The organism is Arthrobacter sp. 18067, from assembly GCF_902706295.1.
In the GTDB taxonomy this organism is placed as follows: Bacteria; Actinomycetota; Actinomycetes; order Actinomycetales; family Micrococcaceae; genus Arthrobacter.
Genome location: NZ_CACSJJ010000004.1, coordinates 73,824 through 97,957 on the forward strand (window position 1 = coordinate 73,824; position 24,134 = coordinate 97,957).

21 protein-coding genes are annotated in these 24,134 nt (G+C 63.8%); 6 read left to right on the top strand and 15 right to left on the bottom strand.

The features are described 5' to 3' along the window. Nucleotides 1-23: 23 nt before the first annotated feature. The 10 genes from GVL04_RS05680 to GVL04_RS05725 all read right to left on the bottom strand — a co-directional run bounded on the left by GVL04_RS05680 (nt 24) and on the right by GVL04_RS05725 (nt 10,597). A complete protein-coding gene (locus GVL04_RS05680) occupies nt 24-581 on the bottom strand; it encodes a dihydrofolate reductase family protein (protein WP_159700869.1) in 558 nt (185 codons plus the stop codon). 104 nt (nt 582-685) lie between these two features. Continuing rightward, complete coding sequence (locus GVL04_RS05685) at nt 686-1,630, bottom strand: ABC transporter permease (protein ID WP_159700872.1); 945 nt, start codon at nt 1,628-1,630, stop codon at nt 686-688. Then, nucleotides 1,620-2,351 carry an ABC transporter ATP-binding protein gene (locus tag GVL04_RS05690; protein ID WP_105690185.1) on the bottom strand — a complete coding sequence of 244 codons (732 nt, stop codon included), beginning with the start codon at nt 2,349-2,351 and terminating at the stop codon, nt 1,620-1,622. Before GVL04_RS05690 ends, GVL04_RS05685 begins: the two co-directional genes overlap by 11 nt. 98 nt (nt 2,352-2,449) lie before the next feature. After that, complete coding sequence (locus GVL04_RS05695; protein WP_159700875.1) at nt 2,450-3,604, bottom strand: ABC transporter substrate-binding protein; 1,155 nt, start codon at nt 3,602-3,604, stop codon at nt 2,450-2,452. 156 nt (nt 3,605-3,760) lie between these two features. Continuing rightward, nucleotides 3,761-4,714: a homocysteine S-methyltransferase gene (mmuM, locus tag GVL04_RS05700; RefSeq protein WP_159700878.1), complete on the bottom strand. Its 954-nt coding sequence runs from the start codon at nt 4,712-4,714 to the stop codon at nt 3,761-3,763. A 106-nt stretch (nt 4,715-4,820) separates the two neighbouring features. After that, nucleotides 4,821-6,224: a sulfate adenylyltransferase subunit 1 gene (locus tag GVL04_RS05705; protein WP_159700881.1), complete on the bottom strand. Its 1,404-nt coding sequence runs from the start codon at nt 6,222-6,224 to the stop codon at nt 4,821-4,823. Continuing rightward, complete coding sequence (gene cysD, locus GVL04_RS05710; protein ID WP_159700883.1) at nt 6,225-7,184, bottom strand: sulfate adenylyltransferase subunit CysD; 960 nt, start codon at nt 7,182-7,184, stop codon at nt 6,225-6,227. It lies immediately after the preceding gene. Then, nucleotides 7,181-7,933 carry a phosphoadenylyl-sulfate reductase gene (locus tag GVL04_RS05715; RefSeq protein ID WP_159700886.1) on the bottom strand — a complete coding sequence of 251 codons (753 nt, stop codon included), beginning with the start codon at nt 7,931-7,933 and terminating at the stop codon, nt 7,181-7,183. The genes cysD and GVL04_RS05715 overlap by 4 nt, the downstream gene beginning before the upstream one ends. Then, a complete protein-coding gene (locus tag GVL04_RS05720; RefSeq protein WP_159700889.1) occupies nt 7,930-9,672 on the bottom strand; it encodes a nitrite/sulfite reductase in 1,743 nt (580 codons plus the stop codon). The genes GVL04_RS05715 and GVL04_RS05720 overlap by 4 nt, the downstream gene beginning before the upstream one ends. A 154-nt stretch (nt 9,673-9,826) precedes the next feature. Then, the gene (locus GVL04_RS05725) at nt 9,827-10,597 is read right to left on the bottom strand and encodes a sirohydrochlorin chelatase (RefSeq protein WP_159700892.1); all 771 of its coding nucleotides are present in this window, start codon (nt 10,595-10,597) and stop codon (nt 9,827-9,829) included. Here GVL04_RS05725 and GVL04_RS05730 point away from each other — a divergent pair, their 5' ends adjacent. Continuing rightward, nucleotides 10,598-11,269, top strand: a complete 672-nt coding sequence (locus GVL04_RS05730; protein ID WP_159700895.1) for a trimeric intracellular cation channel family protein — start codon at nt 10,598-10,600, stop codon at nt 11,267-11,269. A gap of 13 nt (nt 11,270-11,282) precedes the next feature. Further along, nucleotides 11,283-11,705: a hypothetical protein gene (locus GVL04_RS05735; protein ID WP_159700898.1), complete on the top strand. Its 423-nt coding sequence runs from the start codon at nt 11,283-11,285 to the stop codon at nt 11,703-11,705. 1,003 nt (nt 11,706-12,708) lie between these two features. Here the strand turns inward: GVL04_RS05735 and GVL04_RS05740 are convergent. The 3 genes from GVL04_RS05740 to GVL04_RS05750 are packed head-to-tail and all read right to left on the bottom strand — an operon-like array spanning nt 12,709 to nt 15,956. Further along, a complete protein-coding gene (locus GVL04_RS05740; protein ID WP_159700901.1) occupies nt 12,709-13,812 on the bottom strand; it encodes a polyprenyl synthetase family protein in 1,104 nt (367 codons plus the stop codon). A 9-nt stretch (nt 13,813-13,821) separates the two neighbouring features. Next, nucleotides 13,822-15,165, bottom strand: coding sequence for a geranylgeranyl reductase family protein (locus tag GVL04_RS05745; RefSeq protein ID WP_159700904.1), 1,344 nt, complete (start codon nt 15,163-15,165; stop codon nt 13,822-13,824). A gap of 29 nt (nt 15,166-15,194) precedes the next feature. After that, nucleotides 15,195-15,956, bottom strand: coding sequence for a demethylmenaquinone methyltransferase (locus GVL04_RS05750; protein ID WP_090817170.1), 762 nt, complete (start codon nt 15,954-15,956; stop codon nt 15,195-15,197). Between the two features lie 91 nt (nt 15,957-16,047). On the opposite strand from GVL04_RS05750, the gene GVL04_RS05755 reads away from it, so the two are divergent. From GVL04_RS05755 to GVL04_RS05770, 4 genes are all read left to right on the top strand, one after another. Then, the gene (locus tag GVL04_RS05755; RefSeq protein WP_159700907.1) at nt 16,048-17,403 is read left to right on the top strand and encodes an isochorismate synthase MenF; all 1,356 of its coding nucleotides are present in this window, start codon (nt 16,048-16,050) and stop codon (nt 17,401-17,403) included. A 158-nt stretch (nt 17,404-17,561) separates the two neighbouring features. Further along, a complete protein-coding gene (locus GVL04_RS05760; RefSeq protein WP_159700910.1) occupies nt 17,562-18,359 on the top strand; it encodes an ABC transporter substrate-binding protein in 798 nt (265 codons plus the stop codon). Nucleotides 18,360-18,452: 93 nt separating this feature from the next. Then, nucleotides 18,453-19,244: an amino acid ABC transporter permease gene (locus GVL04_RS05765; protein ID WP_159700913.1), complete on the top strand. Its 792-nt coding sequence runs from the start codon at nt 18,453-18,455 to the stop codon at nt 19,242-19,244. Between the two features lie 11 nt (nt 19,245-19,255). Beyond that, a complete protein-coding gene (locus GVL04_RS05770) occupies nt 19,256-20,044 on the top strand; it encodes an amino acid ABC transporter ATP-binding protein (protein ID WP_159700916.1) in 789 nt (262 codons plus the stop codon). 45 nt (nt 20,045-20,089) lie between these two features. Here GVL04_RS05770 and menD read toward each other — a convergent pair whose 3' ends face one another. Continuing rightward, nucleotides 20,090-21,802 (bottom strand): 2-succinyl-5-enolpyruvyl-6-hydroxy-3-cyclohexene-1-carboxylic-acid synthase, encoded by a 1,713-nt coding sequence (gene menD, locus GVL04_RS05775; RefSeq protein ID WP_235036178.1) that lies wholly within the window; start codon nt 21,800-21,802, stop codon nt 20,090-20,092. A gap of 203 nt (nt 21,803-22,005) precedes the next feature. After that, on the bottom strand, nt 22,006-24,096 hold the full coding sequence (locus tag GVL04_RS05780) for a PhoX family phosphatase (RefSeq protein ID WP_159700919.1): 2,091 nt from the start codon (nt 24,094-24,096) through the stop codon (nt 22,006-22,008). Nucleotides 24,097-24,134: the final 38 nt, after the last annotated feature.

Genomic DNA, 24,134 nt, shown 5'->3' on the forward strand with positions numbered 1-24,134 from the left:
GCTGACCAGTCCCGGCTCATTCCTCAATCAGCGCGTCGATAGTGCATGGCGACCGCGCCGTTGCTGAGCGGCTCCGCCGAGATCAGTTCGAGGCGTCGGGTGCTGGGCAGCCCGCCTTCGTACAGCGTGGGGCCGTGACCGGCGATCATGGGGTGGACGAGGAATTTGTACTCATCGATCAGATCCAATCGGTCCAGCTCTGTGGCAAGCTTCCCGCTGCCGACAAGCACCCCGCTGGGAGTCCTGTCCTTGAGTTCCTGCACCGCCGTGCGCAGCTGGCCGACGAGGTGGTGGCTGTTGGTCCAAGGGAAGTCGCTGCGCGTCGCCGAGACGACATACTTGGGCTTGGCTTCCAATTTGAGCGCCCACTCCTTCAACGCCGGCGGCGCATCGACCTCGCCGCGGGCCACCAACGGCCAGTAGACCTCCATCATTTCGTAGGTGGTTCGGCCCCAGAGCATTGCGCCGCTTTGGTCCAGAAGGCGGGTGAAGTGGACGTGCGTATCGTCATCGGCGATGCCCTCCCGGTGGTCAATGCAACCATCCAAAGTGACATTGATGCTGAACGTTAAGAGGCCCATTCGACGATTCTAGGCTCCCTGAAAGCAACGCGGGGTCAGATACGGCCTAAGTTGAGGCCAAACATGGGCCATATCTGACCCCGCGTTGCTTTAGAAGGAGGAGCCTACCGACTGCTGCCCGCCAGCAAACCCCTACGCTGCAGCAAACGCTTCTCGATCGGGCCGAACACCAGGAGCTCGATCAGGATGCCCACGGCAAGGATGAGCAGGATCGCGGACATCACGATGGCCATGTCGGACAAGGCGCGGCCCTGGTCCAGCAAAGAGCCCAGACCGAAACCGATGGTGCCGCCCACTGCGATGATTTCCGCGGCCATGAGGGAGCGCCAGGAGAAGGCCCAGCCCTGCTTCAAACCGCCGATGTAGCCGGGAAGGGCTGCCGGGAGGACGATCTGAAGCGCCATCTGGAGCCGGTTCGCGCCAAGGACGGTGCCGACGCTTCGATACTGCGGAGGGATCTGATCTACGCCGGAGATCAGCCCGTTGATGATGGACGGGATGGCACCCATGAAGACCACAAAGTAGACGGTGGCGTCGGTCAGGCCGAACCAGATGATAGCCGCCGGAACCCACGCCACAGATGGAAGGACCTGCAGGCCGGAAATGAGTGGACCAAACGCACGGCGCAAAGGAGCGACCTGGGCAAGCAAGAGACCGACGGGCGTTGCAATGACCACCGAGATCAGGAATCCGACCAAGCCTCGCTGCAATGAGGTCCACACCGATTCCTGGACCTTGCCTTCACCCCACAACACGATCAGCTGGTTGAGCACGTCCAGCGGGCCAGGCACTTGGTCGCGGCGCTTGAGCCCCAGCGAAACGTAGAACTGCCAGGCAAGAATGAGGATCACCAATGCGGCGATCGGCAGCAGCACGCGCTTCCATTCGATCCCGGCCTTGCGCCCGCTATCGGACTGCAGGTTATCCAGGCCGGCTTCAAGGTCGCGAAGTTCGGAGGCATTGCCCTTCAACGACGGCGACGTGATGTGCTCTTTGGATTCAGTCACGGGAAGGGTCCGCTCTTCGGTGGTGATGGGGTTACTTGGCATGGCGGCGAATCTCCTCGCGAAGACGGCGGGTGATAACGCCGGTCAGCTCCCCAGCGCGACCAGCATCGGTACGGTGCTCCTCGGTGACATCCCATTCAGCCACTACACGGCCGGGACGCGAGGACAAGAGCAGCACGCGCTGACCCAGACGAACGGCTTCGCGCACGTTGTGTGTCACGAACACAATGGTCCGCCCGGTTTCCTTCCAGATGCGTTCAAGCTCATCGTGCAGGAGGTCGCGGGTAATGGCGTCGAGGGCAGCAAACGGCTCGTCCATCAACAGCAGCTGCCGGTCCTGCGCCAGCGAACGGGCCAGGGCAACACGCTGCCGCATACCGCCGGACAGTTCATGTGGGCGCTTGTCGCCGGCGCCACCCAGATGGACCAGTTCCAACAACTCGCTGGCGCGTTCACGCCGGCTCGCCTTGGTGCTGGTCTTGTCCGCCAACTGCAGCGCGAGTTCGATGTTGCCGCGCGCGGTCAGCCAGGGAAACAGGGATGCGTCCTGGAACATGAAGGCGGCACCATCGCTGGGGACTTCAAGAGCGCCCGACGTCGGCTTTTCCAGTCCCGCCATGATGTTCAGCAGGGTGGACTTGCCGCAGCCGGACGCACCGAGGAGGGCGACAAACTCGCCCTGCGCGATGGTGGCGTTGACGTCGTCCAGCACCGGGGCGCCGTCGCCGAAGCGCTTGCCCAGGTTCTCGAGTACGACTGGCATGGTCCCGTCCTTCGTGTTGATTGGTAGAGCTGATGTGGCTAAAGGCCGGCCCGCTCCCCCGCGAGAATCGAAGGGGAAGCGGACCAGCCCGTTACTGCTTAGTCCTGGCCGAGACCTGCAGCGGAGGTCTTCTCGCCTTCAACCTCGTTCAAGGTGCGGAGGTCGAAGATGCCGTTGATGTCAGCCTGCTTGGTGGTGCCGGCCTTGACACCGTCTTCCAGCAGCTTCTTGTACGTTCCCGCGAGCGGGTCGGTGGTGAACTTGATGTTCTGCAGCGCCCGTTCGATCACGTTGGCCGGGAGCGGCTTACCGGCAGTGTCCTTGAGGACAGCGTTGATGGTTGTCGCCTTCTCCTCAGCCGAAGCCGAGTTGAGCCAGTTCACCGATTCCACGTGGCCCTTCAGGAGTGCCTTCACGGTTTCGGGGTGTTCAGCGGCGAACTTCTTGTTCACGATCAGGATGGTGGTGGTGAAGTCACCGTTCTCCCACAGGTCCTTCTCGTCAACCAGGACCTTCGCTCCGGCTTCGAGCACCAGGCGGGAGGCCCACGGCTCAGGCAACCACGCGCCGTCGAGCTTTCCGTCTTGGAAGAGCTTGAGCGACTGGGCGTTTTCGGTCGGGTTGATGTTGACGTCGCCGCTGCCATCGGTGTTGGTCTTGAAGCCCTGGTCGCCCAACCAGGCGCGGAGTGCCACGTCCTGGGTTCCGCCGAGCTGCGGAGTGCTGAGCACCTTGCCCTTGAGATCGGCCGCGGAGTTGATCTCCGGCTTGACCACCAGCTGGGCACCGCCTGCTGCGGCACCGGCGATGATGCTGATGGACTCGCCGTTGCTCTTGACGAAGGAGTTGATGGCCGGGTTCGGGCCAATGTAGGTGGCGTCGATGGCGCCTGCGTTCAGCGCTTCAATGGCGGCGGGGCCGGCGTTGAAGATCTGGGTGCTGAGCTTGGTGTCGCCGAGTTCCTTGGCGATGATGCCCTTGCTGGTACCAACCAGCGCCGGGCCGTGGGTCACGTTGCTGAAGTAGCCGAGCCTGAGCTCAGCGGCGGGCGACGTGGTGGGTGCCGGTGCTGCCTGGTTGTTGTTCTGGGAGACAGCGGAGGCCACTGCGGCGCCTGCACCGATCAGCAGCACGAGGCCGACGGCGAGGCCGATTTCCAGCGTGCGGCGGCGCTTGGGCTTGGGTGCGGTCTCACCGGCGACGATGCGGGTGGTACCGGAATCGGGTTTCTGTGACTCGGGTGTGTTTGCCATGGGGGGGTCCTTATGAAAAATGTGGGATGCGGGTTGGGGCGAAGATCAGGCCCCGTAACATCGCCCGTGATGGGCAAGGAAGGACCATTCCGGAGAGGTCATGTGTTCACAGTAGGGACTGTCATATTTCCGCTTCAATCCCGTAGAAACCAAGGTTCACGCAGGGTCACCTGACGTCATATTCGCCGCGAGGCCTTCTATGTCGCGCGGGGTTGTGCGGCAGCAGCCACCTATGAGACGGGCTCCCCGATCCTGCCAAACAGCTGCGTTGGCGGCCAAGGTTCCGGTGCCGCCCACGCCGGCAGAGGGGCCCCAGGTTTTGGTCACGGCATCGTAGGTCTCGCCGGAATTCGGGTAGGCGACAAGCGGCGAATCAGTGGCGTTCTGCAGCGTGCTCAGCGCCCGGGTCACCAGTTCCAGCGGCACACAGTTAACCCCGACGGCGGCCACGCGCGGTTCCGCGCGGAGCAGCTCAGCCACTTGTACAAGGGGCGTTCCGTCGCTGATGTGTCCGCTGTCCCGCAGCGTAAACGTGAACCAGGATTCGACGTCGAACTCCGCCACGAGCGCCAACAGCGCCTCTGCTTCGGCGTACGACGGCAACGTCTCGCACGCCAGGAAATCGGCGCCGGCGTCCACCAACGCAGCAATACGGGGACGGTGGAAATCCTGGAATTCCGCGGCAGAAAGCGTGTAATCACCCCGGTACTCCGAGCCGTCCGCAAGGTATGCACCGTACGGGCCAACGGATCCGGCAACCAGCAAGGTCCCGCTCGCGGATCCGTCCGCCAAAGCTTCCCGCCGGGCTTCGTCGGCCAGTCGGACGCTCAACGCCACAAGTTCCAGCGATTCCTCGGAGCCAAGCCCTCGACGCGCAAACCCCTGCGGAGTCGCCTGGTAACTGGCCGTGATCGCTACGGAGGCGCCGGCGTCGAAATAGTCGCGGTGGACCTGCTTGATCAGGTGCGGTTGCTCCAACAGCACCTTGGCCGACCACACCGGATCCTCGAGGTCGCAGCCGTGCGCTTCCAATTCCGTGGCCAAGGCACCGTCCAGGACCAAGTCCGTGCCGGCGTCCAGGAGCGTGCTGAGGGCGGTGTTCTGTGCCATGCGACCTTCCAAAATTCCAAAAAAGAAAACCGCAGCCTGTTCGAAATTCCCGCCGTACAACGTGAGGAGTCGCGAACAAGCTGCGGTTTTGTGACTACGTGTGACCCTAGATGACGTAACGTTCGTCTTCGTGGTCGCCCGGGTGGTCCTTCACCAAACCGGCGGCAAGGGTATTGCCGTCGATGGGGTCGATCACCAGGAAAGCGCCGGTGCGGCGGTGGTGCAGGTAGTTCTCCAGCGGCAACGGAGCGGACAGGCGCAGCTGTGCGTGTCCGATGTCGTTGAGCTCCAGGTTGGACGCAGGCTCAACGTTGAACGTGGCCAGGTCCAGCTTGCCGGTGACGTTGCGGACCAGTGCCTGGACCGTGCGTGTACCGTGCTTCACCAGGACCTTCTGGCCTTCACGCAAAGGCTTCGGTGAGAGCCACGCCAGCGACGCGTACAGGTCAGCGGTGCTTTCCCGGACGGTGCCGGCAGCAGCGATGGTGTCGCCGCGGGCGATGTCGATCTCGTCAGCCAAACGGACAGCCACGGATTGAGGAGCAGCCGCTTCGTCCAACGATTGGCCGGCAAAGTCGATGCCAACCACCGTGGTGGTGCGAGGTTCGTGGCCTGGGCTGATGACGGAAACTTCGTCGCCAACCTTTACGGAGCCCTCGGTGATCTGGCCTGCGTAGGCGCGGTAATCGCGGTACGCCTCCACATCGAGCCCGGCAGCCACAGCGTCAGGAGCCAGGGCGCCCTGCGGCCTGATGACCAGCTGGACCGGGAAGCGGAAGCTCTCCAGTTCGGCCTCAAGCTCGTCCGCTGCGGGGAGGGTTTCGAGGACCTCCAGCAACGCCGGACCGGTGTACCAAGGGGTGCGCTCGGAGCGGTCCACCACGTTGTCGCCATCAAGGGCTGAAACAGGAACCACGAGCAGATCAGCCACGCCGTCGGAACCAAGTCCGAGCTCGCGGGCAACCTTCTGCACATCAGTCTCGATGTCGCGGAACACCTGCTCGCTGAAGTCCACCAGGTCGATCTTGTTCACGGCCACAATCACGTGCGCAACGCGCAGCAGCTGCAGCACGGACAGGTGCCGGCGGGTCTGCTCGAGGACACCCTTGCGGGCGTCAATGAGCACGACGACGGCATCCGCAGTGGACGCTCCGGTCACCGTGTTCTTGGTGTACTGAACGTGGCCGGGGCAGTCCGCCAGGATGAAGCTGCGGCGGTCCGTTGCGAAATAGCGGTAGGCGACATCGATGGTGATGCCCTGCTCGCGCTCGGCACGCAGGCCGTCGGTCAGGAGGGCGAGGTCGATCCCGCCCTTTTCGCCGCCAAAGCCGCGATCCGCAGAGGTGCGGGCAACGGCGTCGAGCGTGTCAGCAAGAATCGCCTTGGAATCGTGAAGGAGGCGGCCCACCAAAGTGGACTTGCCGTCGTCCACCGATCCGGCAGTAGCGAAACGGAACAGGGTTGTGGGCAGGGCTGTTTCCAGCCCGGCAGCCAGTGTCTCGGTGCTCATTTAGAAGTAGCCGTCCTTCTTGCGGTCTTCCATGGCTGCCTCGGAGATGCGGTCATCTGCTCGGGTGGCGCCACGTTCGGTCAGGGTGGAGGCAGCGACTTCAACAACGACGTCGGCCACAGTGCGTGCGTCGGACTCAACGGCACCGGTGCAGGACATATCTCCCACCGTGCGGTACCGGACCAGCTTGGTGATGACGTCCTCGTGCGGCAACGGCTGGGAAACCTCGCCCACCGCGCGCCACATGCCGTCGCGGGCGAAAACTTCGCGCTCGTGGGCGTAGTAGAGGCCGGGGAGCTCAATGTTCTCGCGCTCGATGTAGCGCCAGATGTCCAGCTCGGTCCAGTTGCTGATGGGGAACGCACGGACGTGCTGGCCCACCGTGTGGCGGCCGTTGTACAGGTTCCACAGTTCGGGACGCTGGTTGCGCGGGTCCCACTGGCCGAATTCGTCGCGGAGGCTCAGGATGCGCTCCTTGGCGCGGGCCTTGTCCTCGTCACGGCGGCCGCCGCCGAACACGGCGTCGAACTTGTTGCGCTGGATCGCATCCAACAGCGGAACGGTCTGCAATGGGTTGCGGGTGCCATCAGCACGCTCTGCCAATTCGCCGCGGTCGATGAACTCCTGGACGGAGCCGACAACCAGCTTCAGGCCCAGGCGCTCAACCGTGCGGTCGCGGAAGTCGATGACCTCCGGGAAGTTGTGGCCGGTGTCCACGTGCAGGACGGGGAACGGAACCTTGCCCGGCCAGAACGCCTTGGTGGCCAGGTGGAGCATGACCACGGAGTCCTTGCCGCCGGAGAACAGCAACGCGGGCTTCTCGAACTCGGCAACAACCTCACGGATGATATGAATCGCTTCGGACTCGAGGGTGTCCAGGCTGGAGAGACGCTCCGCTGAAGGGGCGTCGACTGCCGCTGCAACTTCCACCGTGGACTCCTCTGTTGTGTACGTGCTCATGTGTGTAGTCCGCATTCTGTCTTGTCGGATCCTGCCCAGCGGCCGGCTCGGGGGTCTTCACCCGGGGCCACTTTGCGGGTGCAGGGCTGGCAGCCGATGGACGGGTAGCCCTGGCTCAGGAGGGGGTTGACGGGAAGGATGTTGTCCTCGGAGTACTCGATCAGCTGATCGAAGGTCCAGTCCACCATCGGGTTCACCTTGACCAGGCCGAAACCCTCATCCCAGGTGATCACCGGCGTCTTGGTGCGGGTGGGTCCCTCGTCGCGTCGGACCCCGGTGAACCACACCTCGTAGCCGGATAGCGAGCGGCGCAATGGCTGGACCTTACGCAGCGCGCAGCACTGGGCGGGGTCGCGGGCGAAAAGGTCCTTGCCCAGGAGGCGGTCCTGCTGTTCCACCGTGTTCTCCGGAAGGACGTCCACCACGTTGACGCGCAGATTCGCTGCGACTTCGTCGCGGGTCTCGTACGTTTCCTTGAAGTGGTAGCCGGTCTCCAGGAACAAGACGTCGACGCCGGGAAGCTGGTCAGCGACCAAGGCCGGCAGGACGGCGTCGGCCATGGAGCAGGCCACCGTCACTGTGGGCAGTTCGAAGTTGCGGGCCACCCAGGCGATGACGTCCCGGGCAGGGGCGTTCCAGCCGAGCTCAGCGGCTCCGGCTTCAGCCAGTGCCTTGAGCTCTTCGTGGGAACGCAGTGCCGGTCGGGCTGCCGCACTTGCGAGGTTGGTGATGGTCCCGGGATCTGTCATTGGAGATCTCCTTCGTCTGCGGAGTGTGCCCACTCAGCGAAGGTCTGGCCCTCGGCGCCTACGGCGACGAACTTACGGACCACGCGCTCCACGTAATCGGGCAGGTCTTCCACCGTGACCTTCAGGCCGCGGACGGTACGTCCCAAACCGGCTTCCTCACGCTCGTTGTTAGCCAGCCCGCCACCGAGGTGGACCTGGAAACCCGGGGTGGGGTCGCCGTCGGGCGTTGGCAGCATCATGCCCTTCAGGCCGATATCGGCCGTCTGGATACGTGCGCAGGAGTTCGGGCAACCATTGATGTGGAGGGACAGTGCCGACGGCAGCTGCTTGGTCTCCACGAGGTCGGCCAGGCGGCTTTCCAGTTCGGCGATGGCCGTTGCCGCGGTGACCTTGGTTTCCACAATGGCCAGCTTGCAGAACTCGATGCCGGTGCAGGCAATGGTGCCGCGGCGGAACACGGAAGGACGTGCGGAGAGGCCCAAGGTGTCCAGTTCGGCGATGAGCGGCTCAACCTGTTCCTTGGCAACGTCAAGGATGACCAGCTTCTGGTGCGGAGTAGTGCGGAGGCGGTAGCTGCCGTGCTTCTCCAGCGTGTCAGCCAGCGTGACCAGCGCTTCGCCGGACGTGCGGCCCACAGTCGGGGTCACACCGATGAAGAACTTGCCGTCCTTCTGCTCATGAACACCGATGTGGTCTCCGGGAGCCGTGGGCTTCGGAGCGGCGGGGCCGTCCGGAAGCTTGAAGCCCAGGTATTCGTCCTCGAGGATCTGGCGGAACTTGGCCGGACCCCAGTCGTTCATGAGGAACTTCAGGCGGGCCTTGGTGCGCATGCGGCGGTAGCCGTAATCGCGGAAGATGCTGGTGACGCCGAGCCATACTTCAGCGGCAACGTCAGCCGAGACGAAAACGCCGAGGCGTTCGGCCAGGCGGGGGTTGGTGGACAGGCCGCCGCCAACCCAGAGGTCGTAGCCGGCACCGAGCTCGGGGTGGACCACGCCAACCAGGGCGAAGTCGTTGATCTCGTGCACCACGTCCTGGGACGGGTGGCCGGTGATGGCGGTCTTGTATTTGCGGGGCAGGTTGGCCAGTTCCGGGTCACCGATGAAACGCTCGGCGAGCTCGTGGATAAGCGGCGTCGGATCAATGATCTCGTCCTTGGCAATGCCCGCAACCGGGGAACCGAGGATGACGCGCGGAACGTCGCCGCAGGCCTCTGTGGTGGACAGGCCGATGGACTCGAGGCGACGCCAGATTTCCGGCACGTCCTCAACGCGGATCCAGTGCAGCTGGATGTTCTGGCGGTCCGTGAGGTCGGCCGAGCCGCGGGCGAAGTCCACGGAGATCTGCCCGATGACGCGCAGCTGCTCAGTGGTGAGCGCACCGCCGTCGATTCGCACGCGCAGCATGAAGTACTTGTCTTCGAGCTCGTGCGGTTCGAGCGTTGCCGTCTTGCCGCCGTCGATCCCGGGCTTGCGCTGGGTGTAGAGACCCCACCAGCGGAAGCGGCCGTGAAGGTCCGTGCCGTCGATCGAGTCGAAGCCCTCTTTTGAGTAGACAGACTCAATGCGCTCACGGACGTTCAGTCCGTTGTCTTCCTGTTTCCAGGTCTCGTTGGCGTTGAGCGGCGCAGTGCCATCAACCTTCCACTGGCCGTGGGGCTTGGCGGCAGGGCGGGTGCGTGCTGGGCGCGAGGGGACTGCGGTGTCCGCGGACGCACCGGCTACAGCTGTATCTGTCATATCTCGACTGTAGGTCTGGCCAGTTTTCGCCAGCAAAGGTCCGGAAACGCTAAGTCACCTAGGGAAACATTTCGTCACGAAGGGTTTCCGGACCTTGTTCAACTACGCCACTTATGCAGGTTCCCGCCGGGATTAGCCACCCCTTGCTTGCGCGTCAGGAAGCGTTGCCAACCACGGCGTCGTAGCGTTCCAGGGCGATCTCAGCGAGCACCCGCGACGGCAGCAGCGGTGCCGTAACAATGTCTGCGCCGGCCTTGGCCAGCTGGTCGTGGAAGTAGCCGGTGGCCAACAGGTACGAGGAGATAAAGACCCGGCCCGCTGCCCCACCGTCGGAGGCGAGTTCCGCACGCAAGGAGGCGACGCCGTCGGGCACTGTCGGCTGCGCACTGGCGCCATAGGCGACCCGCACTTTGTTCGGCAGCAGTTCGGCGAGCAACCGCGCCTGCTCTTCCGAGTCCACGGAGCCGTCAGGAAGGGAGGATCCAGCGGCAGCCAGCAGCACACCGTCGTTGTCAGTCAGTCCAGCGGCGCGCAAGTGCGTGGCGAGCAGCTCAGCCAACCGCGCATCGGGGCCAAGCGGCCGGGCCGCCACAACTTCGGGTCGGCTCTTAATCGCCTTGGGTACGTCCACCTTCACGTGGAAGCCGGTGGAGAGCAAAAGCGGTACGACGACGGCGGCTGTCCCCTCTGGCATGTTTTCCACCACACCGGACAATTCGGGTTCCTGCACGTCCACATACGCCTCCAGCACCTGCAGTCCGGGACGGAGGGCTTCGATGTCAGCCATGACCCTGCGGATGGCTGCCTGGCCTTCGGCGTTGCGGGTTCCGTGGGCGCACGCGATCAAAACGGGGCTGTTCATGGGAGCTAGCGTAACGTTGAGCCAGCATCTGTTGAGAGCCGTACCCAGAAAGAACCCGTCCACTTGATTTCCATCGACATCGTCCTTCTCTGGCTTGACCTGGTAGGCGTGTTCTTCTTCGCAGTCTCCGGGTCCCTGCTGGCCGCCCGCAAACAATTCGACATCGTAGGCTCCGTGCTCCTCGGCTCCATCGTCGCCCTGGGTGGCGGCGTGATCCGCGACATCGTCATCAACGCCGGTCCCCCGATCGCCTTCACAAACCCTGCGTATCTGGCTCCGCCGCTGCTGGCTGCGATGTTGGTCTACTTCCTGTTCTCCTCGGTCCAGCGCTTCACATCCCTGCTGACACTGTTCGACGCCGGCGGGCTTGCCCTGTTCTGCATCACGGGGACGTTGAAGGCGTTGGGTGCCGGGATGAACCCGGTGGCCGCCATCCTGTTGGGTGTCACTACTGCTGTGGGCGGCGGGCTCCTCCGCGACATCACAGCCAATGAAATTCCTACCCTCTTCAACGCCCGCGATCTCTACGCCTTGCCGGCCTTTGTGGGGGCTGGACTCACTACGCTGTTGTGGCATCTGGGCATCTTCAGCGGCCTCTCTGCCTGCATCGTGGCAGCTGTTGTTTTCGCCTTCCGTGTCATCGCGTGGCGACGCAGCTGGCACGTGCCGTTGGCCGTGCGAGGATGGCACCGCCCCGGCAGTGGAACAGGCGCAATTTCAGGTGTCCGGGATTAGCTAGGATAAGAGCATGACTGACATGTTCCTCGAGAAGTTCCGTGCGCTGGTCCCAAAGTATCTCGAGGATGAATGGCAGGAAGAAGACGGCCTCACGCCCGACGAACTGGACGATGCCCTCGCCGATCACTCCTTCACCATCCCGCTGGTCCTGCGCGAGTTCTACCTGGCAATCGGCGGTTGCGAGGACCTCATGGAGGCCTACCACTACTTCTGGGACCCCGAGGAACTCGAGGTCGATGACGAAGGTTTCCTCATGTTCCTCGAAGACGAAGAGGAACAGTTCACCTGGGGCTTCCGCACGGCCGATCTCGGCATCCCGGACCCCATCGTCTGGCGCCGCAACAACGCCCGCGGCCAGTGGAAGAGCGAAGAGGGCACCTTCTCCGAGTTCGCGTTCGACATGTTCGAGTGGGCGTTCAACGACGAAGACTAAGTCTCGCTTTCAAAACAGCCCCCGCGCGCCATCACTAGGTTGCGAGGGGGCTGTTTTGCTGGAACCACGTACCGCCAAAGTTGGTGGTGGAGGTACAGGAAGCAGGGAATTACGACGGCGGAACCCACCCAAGTGGGTACCTCGCCGGCGCGAAGCGGCCAACTCCCCTGTTACGCAGCACCGCCAGGACTTCGGCCACCATTCGCTGTGGGTGGTGAACGACATCGGCGTAGTAATAGTGAAGGCTTAGCAGCCCTCCGCGGGTGGCCGCGTTGTTCCTGTAGTGGTCCTCAGATGGAGTTCCTCCGCACCCTCAAGAGTCCACAGACCATAGAACCGGCGGCCGAGACACAGGTAAGTACGCCATCGGCCCGGAACGCAGCAACGACGTCCGGATCCGCGCCGGCTTCGGAGGAAGTTGTTGATGTCCATACAGCCATGCTGTGTTCTTCAGGGCCTTTCGGTTGCTGAGACGTTCCCTATGTGGACAACTGCGCGTCCCGCCACCACCAACTTTGCGGGCCAACGAAGCGGTGACACGCCCTTCTCCCGGCCAGTCCCTGCTAACCGCAATCCAAAATTGGTGGTGGAGGATCAACGCCAGCCTGTAAATCGCACCGCAGATGAGAAAAATTCGTTGACCCGAGAAGTTGCATATGTGACAGGATTGTCATAGGCTTTTCACGGATCCACTAAATGCCTCCGGTGGGTCTGATGCGAACGGAGATTGTGGTCCCGGTTCGGTGCAGCGTATGACTCGTAACGTTGCAGCGAGCCGGGGCCATTCCGTTTTAACGTGACAACCCAGCCGCGTTCAGCCACCACCCACTTTGAGGACACCTGCCCGGCAACACACCACTGCAACCGGCGTGTCTCTACGCTTGAGCGCCCAAAGTCAGTGGTGACGGTACGGGGTACGGGACAAACTGCGCGCAAAGGGCAACAAAAAAGCAGACGCCCGAGCCACAAGGGTTCGGACGCCTGCTTACCCGCAGAAGAGAACTTAGCTGCTGCGGTCCACCACGGCATGAGCGAAGTTGGTCAGCGATGCCTTCACAACACCCTCGGGCAGCGGGGCAAGGGCAGCGACAGCCTCGGCGGACCACTGGCGGGCAATCTTCCACGACTCGTTGGTGACGGGGTGCTCGCGGAGGCCGGCTACGGCCTCGGCCAGGGCCGAGTCGGAGGACAGGTCGCCGTCGATCAATTCCAGGAGCGCAGCAGCCGAGGTATCCCCCGCTGCGGCATCGCGGCGCAGCAACAGTACGGGCAGCGTGGGCACGCCTTCGCGGAGGTCGGTGCCCGGGGACTTACCGGACTTGACCTTCACACCGGTGACATCGATAACGTCATCGGCAAGCTGGAAGGCAACGCCCACCTTCTCGCCGTACTCAACCAGCAGGTCCTCGTAGGCTTCATCTGCACCGGCGAAGATCGCGCCTAGCTGGCCGGACGCCGCAACCAGGGAGCCGGTCTTGTCAGCGATGACGGACAGGTAGTGCTCCACGGGGTCTTCGTCTTCGCGCGGTCCCACGGTTTCGTGGAGCTGGCCGAGGCACAGGCGCTCGAAGGTCCGGGCCTGGATGCCCAGGGCGCGGGAGCCGAGCTCGGAGACCAAGATGGAAGCGCGGGCGAAGATGAGGTCACCGGTGAGGATGGCTACCGAGTTGCCCCATACTTCGTGTGCCGTGGGAGCACCGCGGCGGAAGGGAGCAGAGTCCATCACGTCGTCGTGGTACAGCGTGGCGAGGTGCGTGAGTTCAACAACCACGGCTGCCTGGACAACCTCGGGGCGTGAAGCATCGCCGAGGTGCGCACACAGCAGAGTGAGGAGCGGACGGATGCGCTTGCCACCGGCTTCCACCAAGTGACGCGACGTCGCGTCAGCCAGGGGGTCCGAGTTGGAGATGGCTTCGCGGAGCTTCTTCTCAACCCGGGCAAGGTTGGTGGTGATGGCAGGGCCGAGCTCGGCGTCGCCGGCGATGGCGGCAAAACCGGCGGGCAACTGGAGTCCCGTGGCAATCGCGGTGGTGTTGGGAGCAGGCTCAACAGTGTCCGGCAGGCCGTGCCCGGCATGCGTCCAGCTGTGTTCGGCAGAGTTCGTCACGGAATAACCCTAACTAGTTGTTGCGGAAACCGCGGTGTCGGTGCCTGCCGGCGTAAGGGCGCGGGCAGCGGAAGTGTTGGACGTGGCCGGAACCAGCATCTCGAGGACGCGGATCACGCGGTCTTCGAAGCCCTTCGCGGCGGGGTCGGTGAGGTTGGCAAGCATGCGGACCACAAAGCGCATCAGCACCGGAATGGGCATGCCCGTGCGCAGCGCCAGTTTCATCACGGCAGGCTTGCCAATCAACGCAGCAAAGGCACGTCCCAGCGTGAAATGCGATCCCCATTGGTCCCGCACGTATTCGGCGTACCGCGAAAGGTGGGCATCGGCGTCGTCGGCGGTCCAGCCTGCTGAGCGTGAACGCGCGGCGCCATCAATCAAGAACTCGGCCGCGAACCGGGCCGACTCCATCGCGTAGGAGATGCCCTCACCGTTGAACGGGGACACCATCCCACCGGCGTCGCCCAGCAGGAGCAGGCCGGGCGAGTAGTGCGGAGTGCGGTTGAAGCCCATGGGCAGCGCGGCACCGCGGATCTCCCCCACCTGGTTTTCAGGCGTGAAGCCCCAATCCGCGGGCATGCCCGCGGTCCATTCGCGCAGGACCTGCTTGTAGTCGAGCTTGCCGAATTCCTTGGACGAGTTCAGGATGCCGAGGCCAACGTTGGAGGTGCCGTCGCCGACACCGAATACCCAGCCATAGCCGGGAAGCGGTTTGCCCGACTTGCCGGGAAGTTCCAGCCAGCCTTCCATCCAGTCGTCTTCGTGCCGCGGCGACGTGAAATAGGTGCGCACAGCGACACCCAGCGGACGGTCGTCGCGCTTGTGCATGCCCAGCGACACTGCGGTTCGCGTCGAGTTTCCATCGGCGGCGAGTACGACGTCGGCATGGAAGTCGCGCGTTTCGCCCGTCTTGCGTCCGGACCCGTCGAGAATGGACGCCCGCGCGCCGATTACGCGGCCGTCGTCGGCTGTCAAAGCCGAGGTGACGCTGTGGCGTTCCAGCACGACGGCGCCCGCGGCCTGGGCGTGTCGGGCCAAGTCTTCGTCGAACCCGAGACGGGTGCGGATCAGGCCGTAGGTGGGAAAGTCGGAGACCTCGGGCCAGGGCAGCTCGATGGTGCGCCCACCGGCAATCAAGCGCAGCCCCTTGTTCCGGCGCCACCCTTCCTCAACAGCGTGCGGCAGTCCGAGCTTCTGGATTTCGCGGACAGCGCGGGGAGTCAGGCCGTCGCCGCACACCTTCTCACGCGGGAAGGAGGTCTTTTCCAGCACCGTGACGTCGATGCCCGCCTGGGCGAGGTAATACGCGGCGGTGGACCCGGCCGGGCCCGCGCCAACTATCAGTACTTTCACGTCGTCCTAAATCAGCAGGCAGTACGAAGTCAGCCGGCCTGGTGGCGCGGCTTGATCTGGCGGCGAAGCTTGGCTACGGGGACACTCTCGCGGTGCTCGGCCGGCTTCTGTGCACGGTGAACGGCGACGATGCCGCCGCTGAGGTTGCGGTAGGTGATGTCGGTCCAGCCGGCGTCGCTGAGCCACTGGGCCAGGTGGTCCTGGTCCGGCCAGGCACGGATGGACTCGGCGAGGTACACGTAAGCGTCCGGGTTGGACGACACCTTGGTGGCGATGGCCGGGAGCGCGCGCATCAAGTACTCGGTGTAAAGGTTGCGCCAGAGCGGGACAACGGGGTGGGAGAACTCGGCGATGACCAGGCGGCCACCGGGCTTGGTGACGCGCAGCATTTCCTCGAGGGCCTTGCGGGGCTCCACGACATTGCGGAGGCCAAAGGAAATGGTGGAAGCGTCGAAGCTGTTGTCCGCGAAGGGCAGATTGGTGGCGTCACCTGCGATGAAGTCGATGTCCGGGCGGCGGCGCTTGCCAACTTTGAGCATGCCCAATGAGAAGTCGCAGGCCACAACATCCACGCCGGCATCTGCGTACGGCTCGCTGGAGGTTCCCGTTCCGGCGGCGAGGTCCAGGACCTTCTGGCCCACCTTCACATCCATGGCATCAACCACGATCCGGCGCCAACGCCGCGTCTGCCCCATGGACAGGACATCATTGACGACGTCGTATTTTGGGGCGACATCATCAAACATCGTCGCAACTTCGTCCGGACGCTTTTCCAAGGATGCTCGGTTCACCCTGTAATTGTCTCAGACATTCAACCGACTTTGCTGCGCTGTAGAAGTCGGCTCAGATTCTGGTTACGCGCGGGAGTACTGTTGTTCCATCATGACGAGCACGCTCCGCACTTTGACAGTCCCCCTCGATGTTGACTCATCCTCCGGGGGGCTGCCGTCGTTTCTGGTGCGGGACGACGTCCTGTGCTGGTCCCGCCGGGAGGCCGGCCTGGTTGGCTACGGCGAACTGACCCGCTTCAATGCCACCGGCCCCGAGCGATTCCTTGAGGCCGATATCTGGTGGCGGCACCTCATCCTTGAGGCCGAAATCACGGACCACGTAGACCTTCCGGGCACCGGTCCCGTCGCTTTCGGCTCCTTTGCCTTCTCCAAGACGTCCCCACATGTCTCACGTCTGATCCTTCCCGAATTGGTGGTTGGCATCCGCGATGGCCGTGCCTGGGCAACACAGCTGACGTTCGACGACGGCCCCCTCACCGAGGCCGGCGTCCTCGCCTCAGTGAACCGCTGGCTGACTGAACCGGAGCCGAACGGCGAGGATTCAGCGGCGGGAGGTTCCGACGTCGGACCCTCACCTGAGGCTGTTGCCGCGAACGGTTCCGGCGGTCACCTCAGCCACGGTTCCCTCAGCGAGTCCGCGTGGATGCAGGCCGTATCCAATGGTGTCGACGAGATCCGCGCCGGAAAACTGGAAAAGCTCGTGTTGGCGCGCGACGTCGTCGCGACCCTTCCGGACGGCGTCAACGCTGCGGAGGTACTTCGCCAGCTGGCCGCAAGGTACCGCGAATGCTGGACGTACGGCGTGGATGGACTGGTCGGCGCGACGCCCGAGATGCTGATCCAGGTGGAGGGCCGCACTGCGCAGGCCCGCGTGCTGGCCGGAACTTTGGACCGCCGGGATGCCGATGGCATGGACGGCTCCCCCATGGCGTACGCCGAACGCGTCCTGGCTGGATCCGAGAAACAGCGCCACGAACACGAGATCGCCATTGATTCGTTGACACGGCAGCTGGCGCCCTTCTCTGAGGCGATGAACTCCCACAGCGAGCCGTTCATTCTTGAGTTGCCCAACGTGTGGCACCTGGCCTCGGACGTGAAGGCTGAGTTGGCGGATATTGAGGGACACGTGCCCACGTGCCTGGCCCTCATCAACGCCCTCCACCCCACGGCTGCAGTGTGCGGAACCCCGACCCTGGTAGCCGGCGCGTTGATCCGCAAACTCGAGCATTTGGACCGCGGACCGTACGCCGGACCCGTCGGTTGGCTTGACGCCGCAGGCAACGGCGAATGGGGTATCGCACTTCGCGGCGCGGTCATTGAAGACGCCAACACGGTACGCCTTTTTGCGGGTTGCGGCATCGTGGAAGGCTCGCAGCCGGAGGCGGAACTGGCCGAAACGTGGGCCAAGTTCCGGCCGATGCTTGAGGCGCTGGGTATCCGCCGCTGAATCTGGGATCCCAGACAGACCTTCTGCAGGGGTGGTTGATAAGTGGGTAAACTTGTTATCCAATAGTGAAACTTCGTTTCCTGTGATGCACATCTCACGTTCGGCGCTACACTAAAACCGACTCAGTTCAGCATCCACCGCAACAAAAGGTAAACAACATGCAGATCTCCCGTTCGGTTATGTCCGGCACCAAGATTGCCGCCGTGCTCGCCGCCGGCGCACTGGCCCTCACCGCCTGCGGTGGCTCGTCCACCCCTGCGGCTACGGATGCCTCGGGCCTCAAGCTCATCAATGCCGGCAAGCTCACGGTGTGCTCGGACGTTCCTTACGAGCCCTTCGAATTCCAGAAGGACGGCAAGATTGTCGGCTTCGACATGGACATCGCCGCTGAGATCGCCAAGGACACCAAGGCCGAACTCAACGTGGTGGACAGCTCCTTCGAAGCGATCGAGACCGGCACCGCCCTGACGGGTTGCGACGTTTCCATCTCCTCGATCTCCATCACGGACGTCCGCAAGAGCGTCATGGACTTCTCCACCCCGTACCTGGACGACGACCTGACCCTCGTGGCCACCTCGTCCTCCGGCATCAGCAACATTGATGGTGCCAAGGGCAAGAAGGTTGGCGTCCAGCAGGCCACCACCGGGGCACAGTACGCCAAGGACAAGGGAATCGACGCCCAGCAGTTCGAAGACTCCGGCCTCCTGGTCCAGGCCCTCAAGGCCGGCACCATCGACGCCGCAATCGGCAACCAGTCCGTCCTGGGCTACGCCATCAAGGACGACTCCAACCTGAAGCGTGTCGAAGACTACGCAACGGGCGAGAAGCTGGGCATCTCCATCAAGAAGGGCAACACCGCCATGGCGGATGCCGTGAACGCCACGCTGAAGCGCATCACCGACGACGGTTCACTGAAGAAGTTCGAGACCACCTGGTTCGGCGAAGCCACCAAGTAGTCCGAGCCCCGGCTCCCGAGATCCACGCAGGCGGGCCCCGAAACGATACGTTGTTTCGGGGCCCCACCTGCGCAACATGAATGTGAGAACACCATGGCAATGACTGCACGTCAACGAGCCAAAGTCAGTTTGTACGTCCAGGCCGGAATCTTCGTTGTGGTCCTGGCCACAGTGATCCTTGCCGTGGACTGGAAGACGATCGGCACCAGCGTCTTCAACTTCGCCAAGATCGGGCCGATGTTCCCGGACATCTTCCTGGTGGGCCTCAAGAACACGCTCATCTACACGGCGCTGGCCTTCGTGGTGGGCTTGTCCGGCGGCCTCCTGCTTGCCCTGATGAAGCTCTCCACCTTCCCGCTGTACCGCTGGCTGGCCACGGGCTACATCGAGTTCTTCCGCGGCGTTCCTGCACTGTTGGTCTTCATCGCCTTCGGCTACGGCGTTCCGCTGGCTTTCGGTGTCCAGTGGGACGTCAACATCGTGGTCATGGTTTCGCTGGGCATGGTGGCCTCGGCCTACATCGCTGAAACCCTCCGCGCAGGCCTCCAGGCTGTGCCCAAGGGCCAGATGGAAGCTGCCCGTTCACTGGGCATGCCGCAGTGGCGGGCCATGGTTTCCATCGTCATCCCCCAGGCCTTCAAGATCGTCCTTCCGCCGCTGACCAACGAAATCATCCTGCTCACCAAGGACTCCTCGCTGATCTACGTCCTGGGCCTCACCGCGTCCCAGTACGAGCTCACCAAGTTCGGCCGTGACGGCATCTCCAGCCTCGGAGCCGGCCTGACGCCGCTCCTCGTGGCCGGCGCTTTCTACCTGGTCATCACCATCCCCTTGAGCCTCCTGGCACGGAAGTTCGAAAGCCGCTCCGCGCGGACGAAGCGATAGGCAGGACAGTCATGAACGACGTCGTCAACAGCACCGTTCGCGCCGCGGGCGTAAACATCAAGGACCTTCGCAAGTCCTACGGCAGCAATGAGGTCCTCAAAGGCATCTCGCTGACTGTTGAACCAGGACAGGTGGTCTGCTTGATCGGGCCTTCGGGTTCGGGCAAGTCCACGCTCCTGCGCTGCGTCAACCTGCTGGAGCAGCCAAACGCCGGCACCATCAATGTGGGCAAGTTCGAGGCCACCGATCCCGACGTGGACCTCAACAAGATGCGCCAGAGCGTTGGAATGGTGTTCCAGCACTTCAACCTGTTCCCGCACCTCAGCGTGTTGGACAACTGCACCATCTCCCAGATGAAGGTCCTCAAGCGATCCAGGTCCGAGGCATCGGAAGTGGCCCGCCACAACCTGGAACGCGTTGGCTTGGGACACCTCGCCGACCGTTTCCCGGACCAGCTCTCCGGTGGCCAGCAGCAGCGCGTGGCCATCGCACGTGCCCTGTCCATGGACCCGCAGCTCATGCTCTTCGATGAGCCCACGTCCGCATTGGACCCCGAAACCGTGGGCGACGTCCTGGCCGTCATGCGCAAGCTGGCCCAGGAGGGCATGACCATGCTGGTGGTTACCCACGAGATGGGCTTCGCCCGTGAAGTTGCCGACCGCGTGGTCTTCATGGACGCCGGTGTTGTGGTGGAAGAGGGCCCGGCGGAGAACGTCATCAGCGCCCCCACCCAGCCGCGCACCAAGGAATTCCTGCGCCGCGTCCTGGACCCGACGCACATTGGCGTCGAGGAAGCCTGACGCCACGCAGATTCGTTAGCGCCACAGAAACGGGAGGGCCAGGACTTAGCCCGCTGTGAGGACCTGGCCCACGGCAGCGGAGATGGCTTCCTTGATCCGCGCATGGAGTGCCCGCAGGCTTGCCCGGTCCACGCGCACCTCCACAACGGTGCGCCCCTTCAGCGGCGACTTGAGTGCGTCGGCGAGTTCCGCCGTCGTGCTTACCGCTTGGTGCCCGACGCCGTACGCCGCCGCGAGTGCCGCGATGTCCACGGAGTGGGGGGTACCAAAGAGGCGTTCGACGGCGGTGCCATAGGCGTCCGAGTCTTCGACGGCACCGTGCTCCAGCAGCGCGAAGATGGCTCCCCCGGAGTCGTTGAGCACCACGATGCGAAGGTCCGGAACGGGCTCGCCGTGTCCGAGGAGCAGTCCCCCGGCGTCGTGGAGGAACGTGACGTCGCCCAAGAGGACCGTGGTCTCACGTCCGCTGCCCAGCGCAATTCCCGTTGCCGTGGCGATGGTGCCGTCGATTCCGGCGAGGCCACGATTGGCGTAGACCGTGGCGATGGGTTCGGTGTGGGGCTGTCCGGCGAGGTCCACATCCCGAATGCCGTTGGAGGACCCCAGGACCAGCTGCCCGCGGGAGTGTTCCCAAACGGTTGACCCAACGGACGGACCGTTGGCAAGTGCCTCTCCGGCGAGCACTACGTCAAGGCCGTGTTGGGCGGCAGCACCGGCAAGGAGCCAGGAATCCAGCCATTCCGCAGACCCTCGACCGGCAAAATCAGCCAGTTCGGGGAGGGTCTCGATGGGTGTTTCGCGGCGTCGGCCGGCCTCGTACCAAGCGACGGGGACTGGTTGGTAGATCGCGGATTCCACGGACTCGCGCGCCAGCAAGGATGCGACGGGACGGGACAGGGTTGCCCGGCCAAACAGGACCACCCGTTCGATCGGGGCGGGCGATTCGGGTCCGAAGTGCTCCAACAACACCCGGTACGGTCCCACAGCGTTCGGGCCGAAGCGTGCATTGGATGACGGTTCGGCCAGCAGCGGCAATCCGTGGGCGCGTGCGAAGGCTTCGGCCACAGGACCGGCGTCGTGGCCCGCGAGGACTACAGTGCGTCGCTCGGTTAGTTCGCTCGGGGCCGCCGACAGATCGAGTGCCTGAGGTCCGGCGTCGTAATGGAACACGCCGTGTCCCGCGGCCGTCGGCAAGGCGTCACCGGGTGCCGGGACCAAAGGATCCCGGAACGCAAGGTTCACTTGGACGGGCCCCGGAGGGGTGTCTTCGAGGGCTCCCGTTGCTGCGTACAGCGCAGTAGCAAGGGCTTTTTGGGGATGGTCACCGGCAGGGACGTCGACGGCGAATCGTACGTGCTCGCCAAACAGGTCCATTTGGACGGTGGTTTGGTTGGCCCCGGTTCCGTGGAGCTCCTCCGGACGGTCCGCCGAGATGACGATCACGGGAACGGCGGAATGGTTCGCTTCCATGACGGCCGGTAGAAGGTTTCCAACAGCTGTTCCAGACGTGGTCACCACGCCAACGGGGGCCTCGGTGGAGAGGGCAAGCCCCAAAGCCGTGAACCCGGCATCGCGTTCGTCAATCCGGACGTGGAGCCGAACTCTTCCCGCAGCTTCTGCTTCCGCGAGGGCGTAGGCCATGGGCGCCGACCGTGAACCCGGCGCCACCACCACGTGCCGCACGCCGCCGTCGAGCAGGGCCGTAACGGCTATCCGGGCGGCGGCGATTGATGTCAGAGAGTCCTGGGAAGTCACCATTCCAGTCTATTGGCGCCCGCCGTCCCCCACGTTCTCTCACGTACCGCCCCCTTTCGGCCAACCCTCTCGCACCCATTCCCCCTTAAACCCCAACCCTCTCGCACCGAATCCCCCTTAAACCCAAACCCTCTCGCACCTACCCACCGGAAGGTGTTGGGAGGTGCGAGAGGGTCGGCCCGCAGGGCGTGGAAGGTGATAGAGGGTTACTTGCGGAAAACCTGCACGATCGACGGACGCGGGGCGCGGACGGCACCAGCTGCAGGAGTGGCTCCGGCCGGCACGTAATCCGGGAAGAAGGAGTTCTGCGCTGCGAACGAACCCTCTTCACCCGGGTGCTGGACGGCGACGAACACTGTTCGCTCTTCGTCGTGGACGATCGGTCCACAGGTCTCGGCGTCTCGGGGCACGGCGAGGAACTGCTCCACCTTGCCGCGTTCGCGGCCCTCGAGCGTGACCTTGAACAGACCATCGGCGTAGCCAATGGTGGAAGGAGCGCCATCGGTTGAAATCCAGAGGTTGCCGACCGAGTCGAACGCCACGTTGTCCGGGCAGGAAATCGGCGAGACCTTGTCCGCGGGGAATCCGGAGAAGTAGGTGGAGGTGTTCTTGGCGGGATCACCGGCCACCAGCAGGAGGTTCCAGTTGAACTTGGTCCCCGTCTGCTCGCGCCCTTCGGTGATTTCCACGATGTGTCCATCGCGGTTCAACGTGCGCGGGTTGACCTCTGTGGCGCCTTCTTTGCCGGCCTTGCCGCGGTCGGAGTTGTTGGTGCAGGCGACGTAGACCTTTCCGGTGAGCGGGTTCGGCTGGACGTCTTCGCAGCGGTCCATCTTGGTGGGGCCAACCTTGTCGGCGGCGAGGCGGGTGTAAACCAGAACCTCGGGCACGGACATGCCGGGAACTGCGGACTTACCGTCAACAACCAGGGGCAGCCACTCGCCACTGCCGTCGAAGGCACCATCGGCGGGAAGCTTTCCTGTGCCATCGATCTCCGCGGCCGGAGAATCTCCCGTGAACTTGGCCACGTAGAGGTCGCCTTCGGAGAGAAGGGCCATGTTGTTCCGGCGGGCTTCCTTGGAGTCACCGGCCTTGTACTTGCCCTTGGAGACGAACTTGTAGAGATAGTCGAAGCGTTCGTCGTCACCCATGTACGCCACTACCTTGCCGGAGGGGGCAACAATGACGTTGGCGCCTTCGTGCTTGAAGCGGCCCATGGCGGAGTGCTTCTTGGGTGTGGAGGTGGGGTCGAACGGATCAACTTCCACAATCCAACCGAAGCGGTTGGTCTCGTTGGCGTAGCCGGAGTTGCGGGTGTCGAAGCGCGGCTCGTCGAGTTCCCACTTACGTGAGGTGGGGTTGGCCGTGATGCCGTAGCGTTTGTCGCCATCGCTTGTACCGGGTGCGGCGAAGTAGCCGTTGAAGTTCTCTTCGCCGGAGAGGATGGTGCCCCACGGGGTTGTTCCGCCGGAGCAGTTGCCCAGCGTGCCCTTGATCCACCGGCCCGCAGGGTCATCGATGGTCTTGACCAGGTTGGTGCCTGCTGCGGCGCCGGTCAGTTCGTAGACCGTGTCAGTGAGGAAGCGCCGGTTCAGGGGTGCGCCCTGGACATAGTTCCACGGCTTGTTCTTGTTCTTGCGTTCCAGCTCAACCACCGCGAGCCCGTGCCCGGCCCGGCCAATGGCACGTGCCTCGGCGGGGTCAAAGCCCACGGGCAGCATGATGTTCTCATTGGTGTACTCGTGGTTGGTGAACAGCACGGCACGGCGATCCTTGGAACCCGGGATGGGCAGGATGTCCGTGTAGTCGTTGTTGTAGCCGAACTGTCGGGCCTGGGCTGCGGCGGTCTGCGCGTTGAGGTCGAAGGCCGGGGAATCGGCGAACAGGGGGTCGCCCCAGCGGATGATCGGCTTCCAGTCGAAGCCTTCGGGCACGGTGAAAGCGTCCACAGCTGCATCTACTGGCTTGATGGCAGAGAACTTGAGCTTGGACTTCTCGAAGCCCTTCTTCGCAGCCTCGGAGAGTCCGTTGCCGGAGTCAGCCACCGCGGTTTCGGCACCGGTTACAGCACCACCGAGTACGACGGCGAGCGCACCGGCGGCGCCGAGGCCAAGGGCGGCGCGGCGGGACATGGCCGTTGAGGCAATGTCGCGAAAGTAGCCGTTGGCGCTGGTGTTGCAAACATCGCCCGAACAGGCGTTATCGCACTTCAGGGCACACGTAACGGGGCTGCGCTTGCCCTTGGTGTGGCCGAGCATGGGGAGCAGCGCAAACGTGCGTCCGGTGGTTTCAGACATGGGGGAAGACCTTCCAGAGGATGTATCGGGTTCCCGTT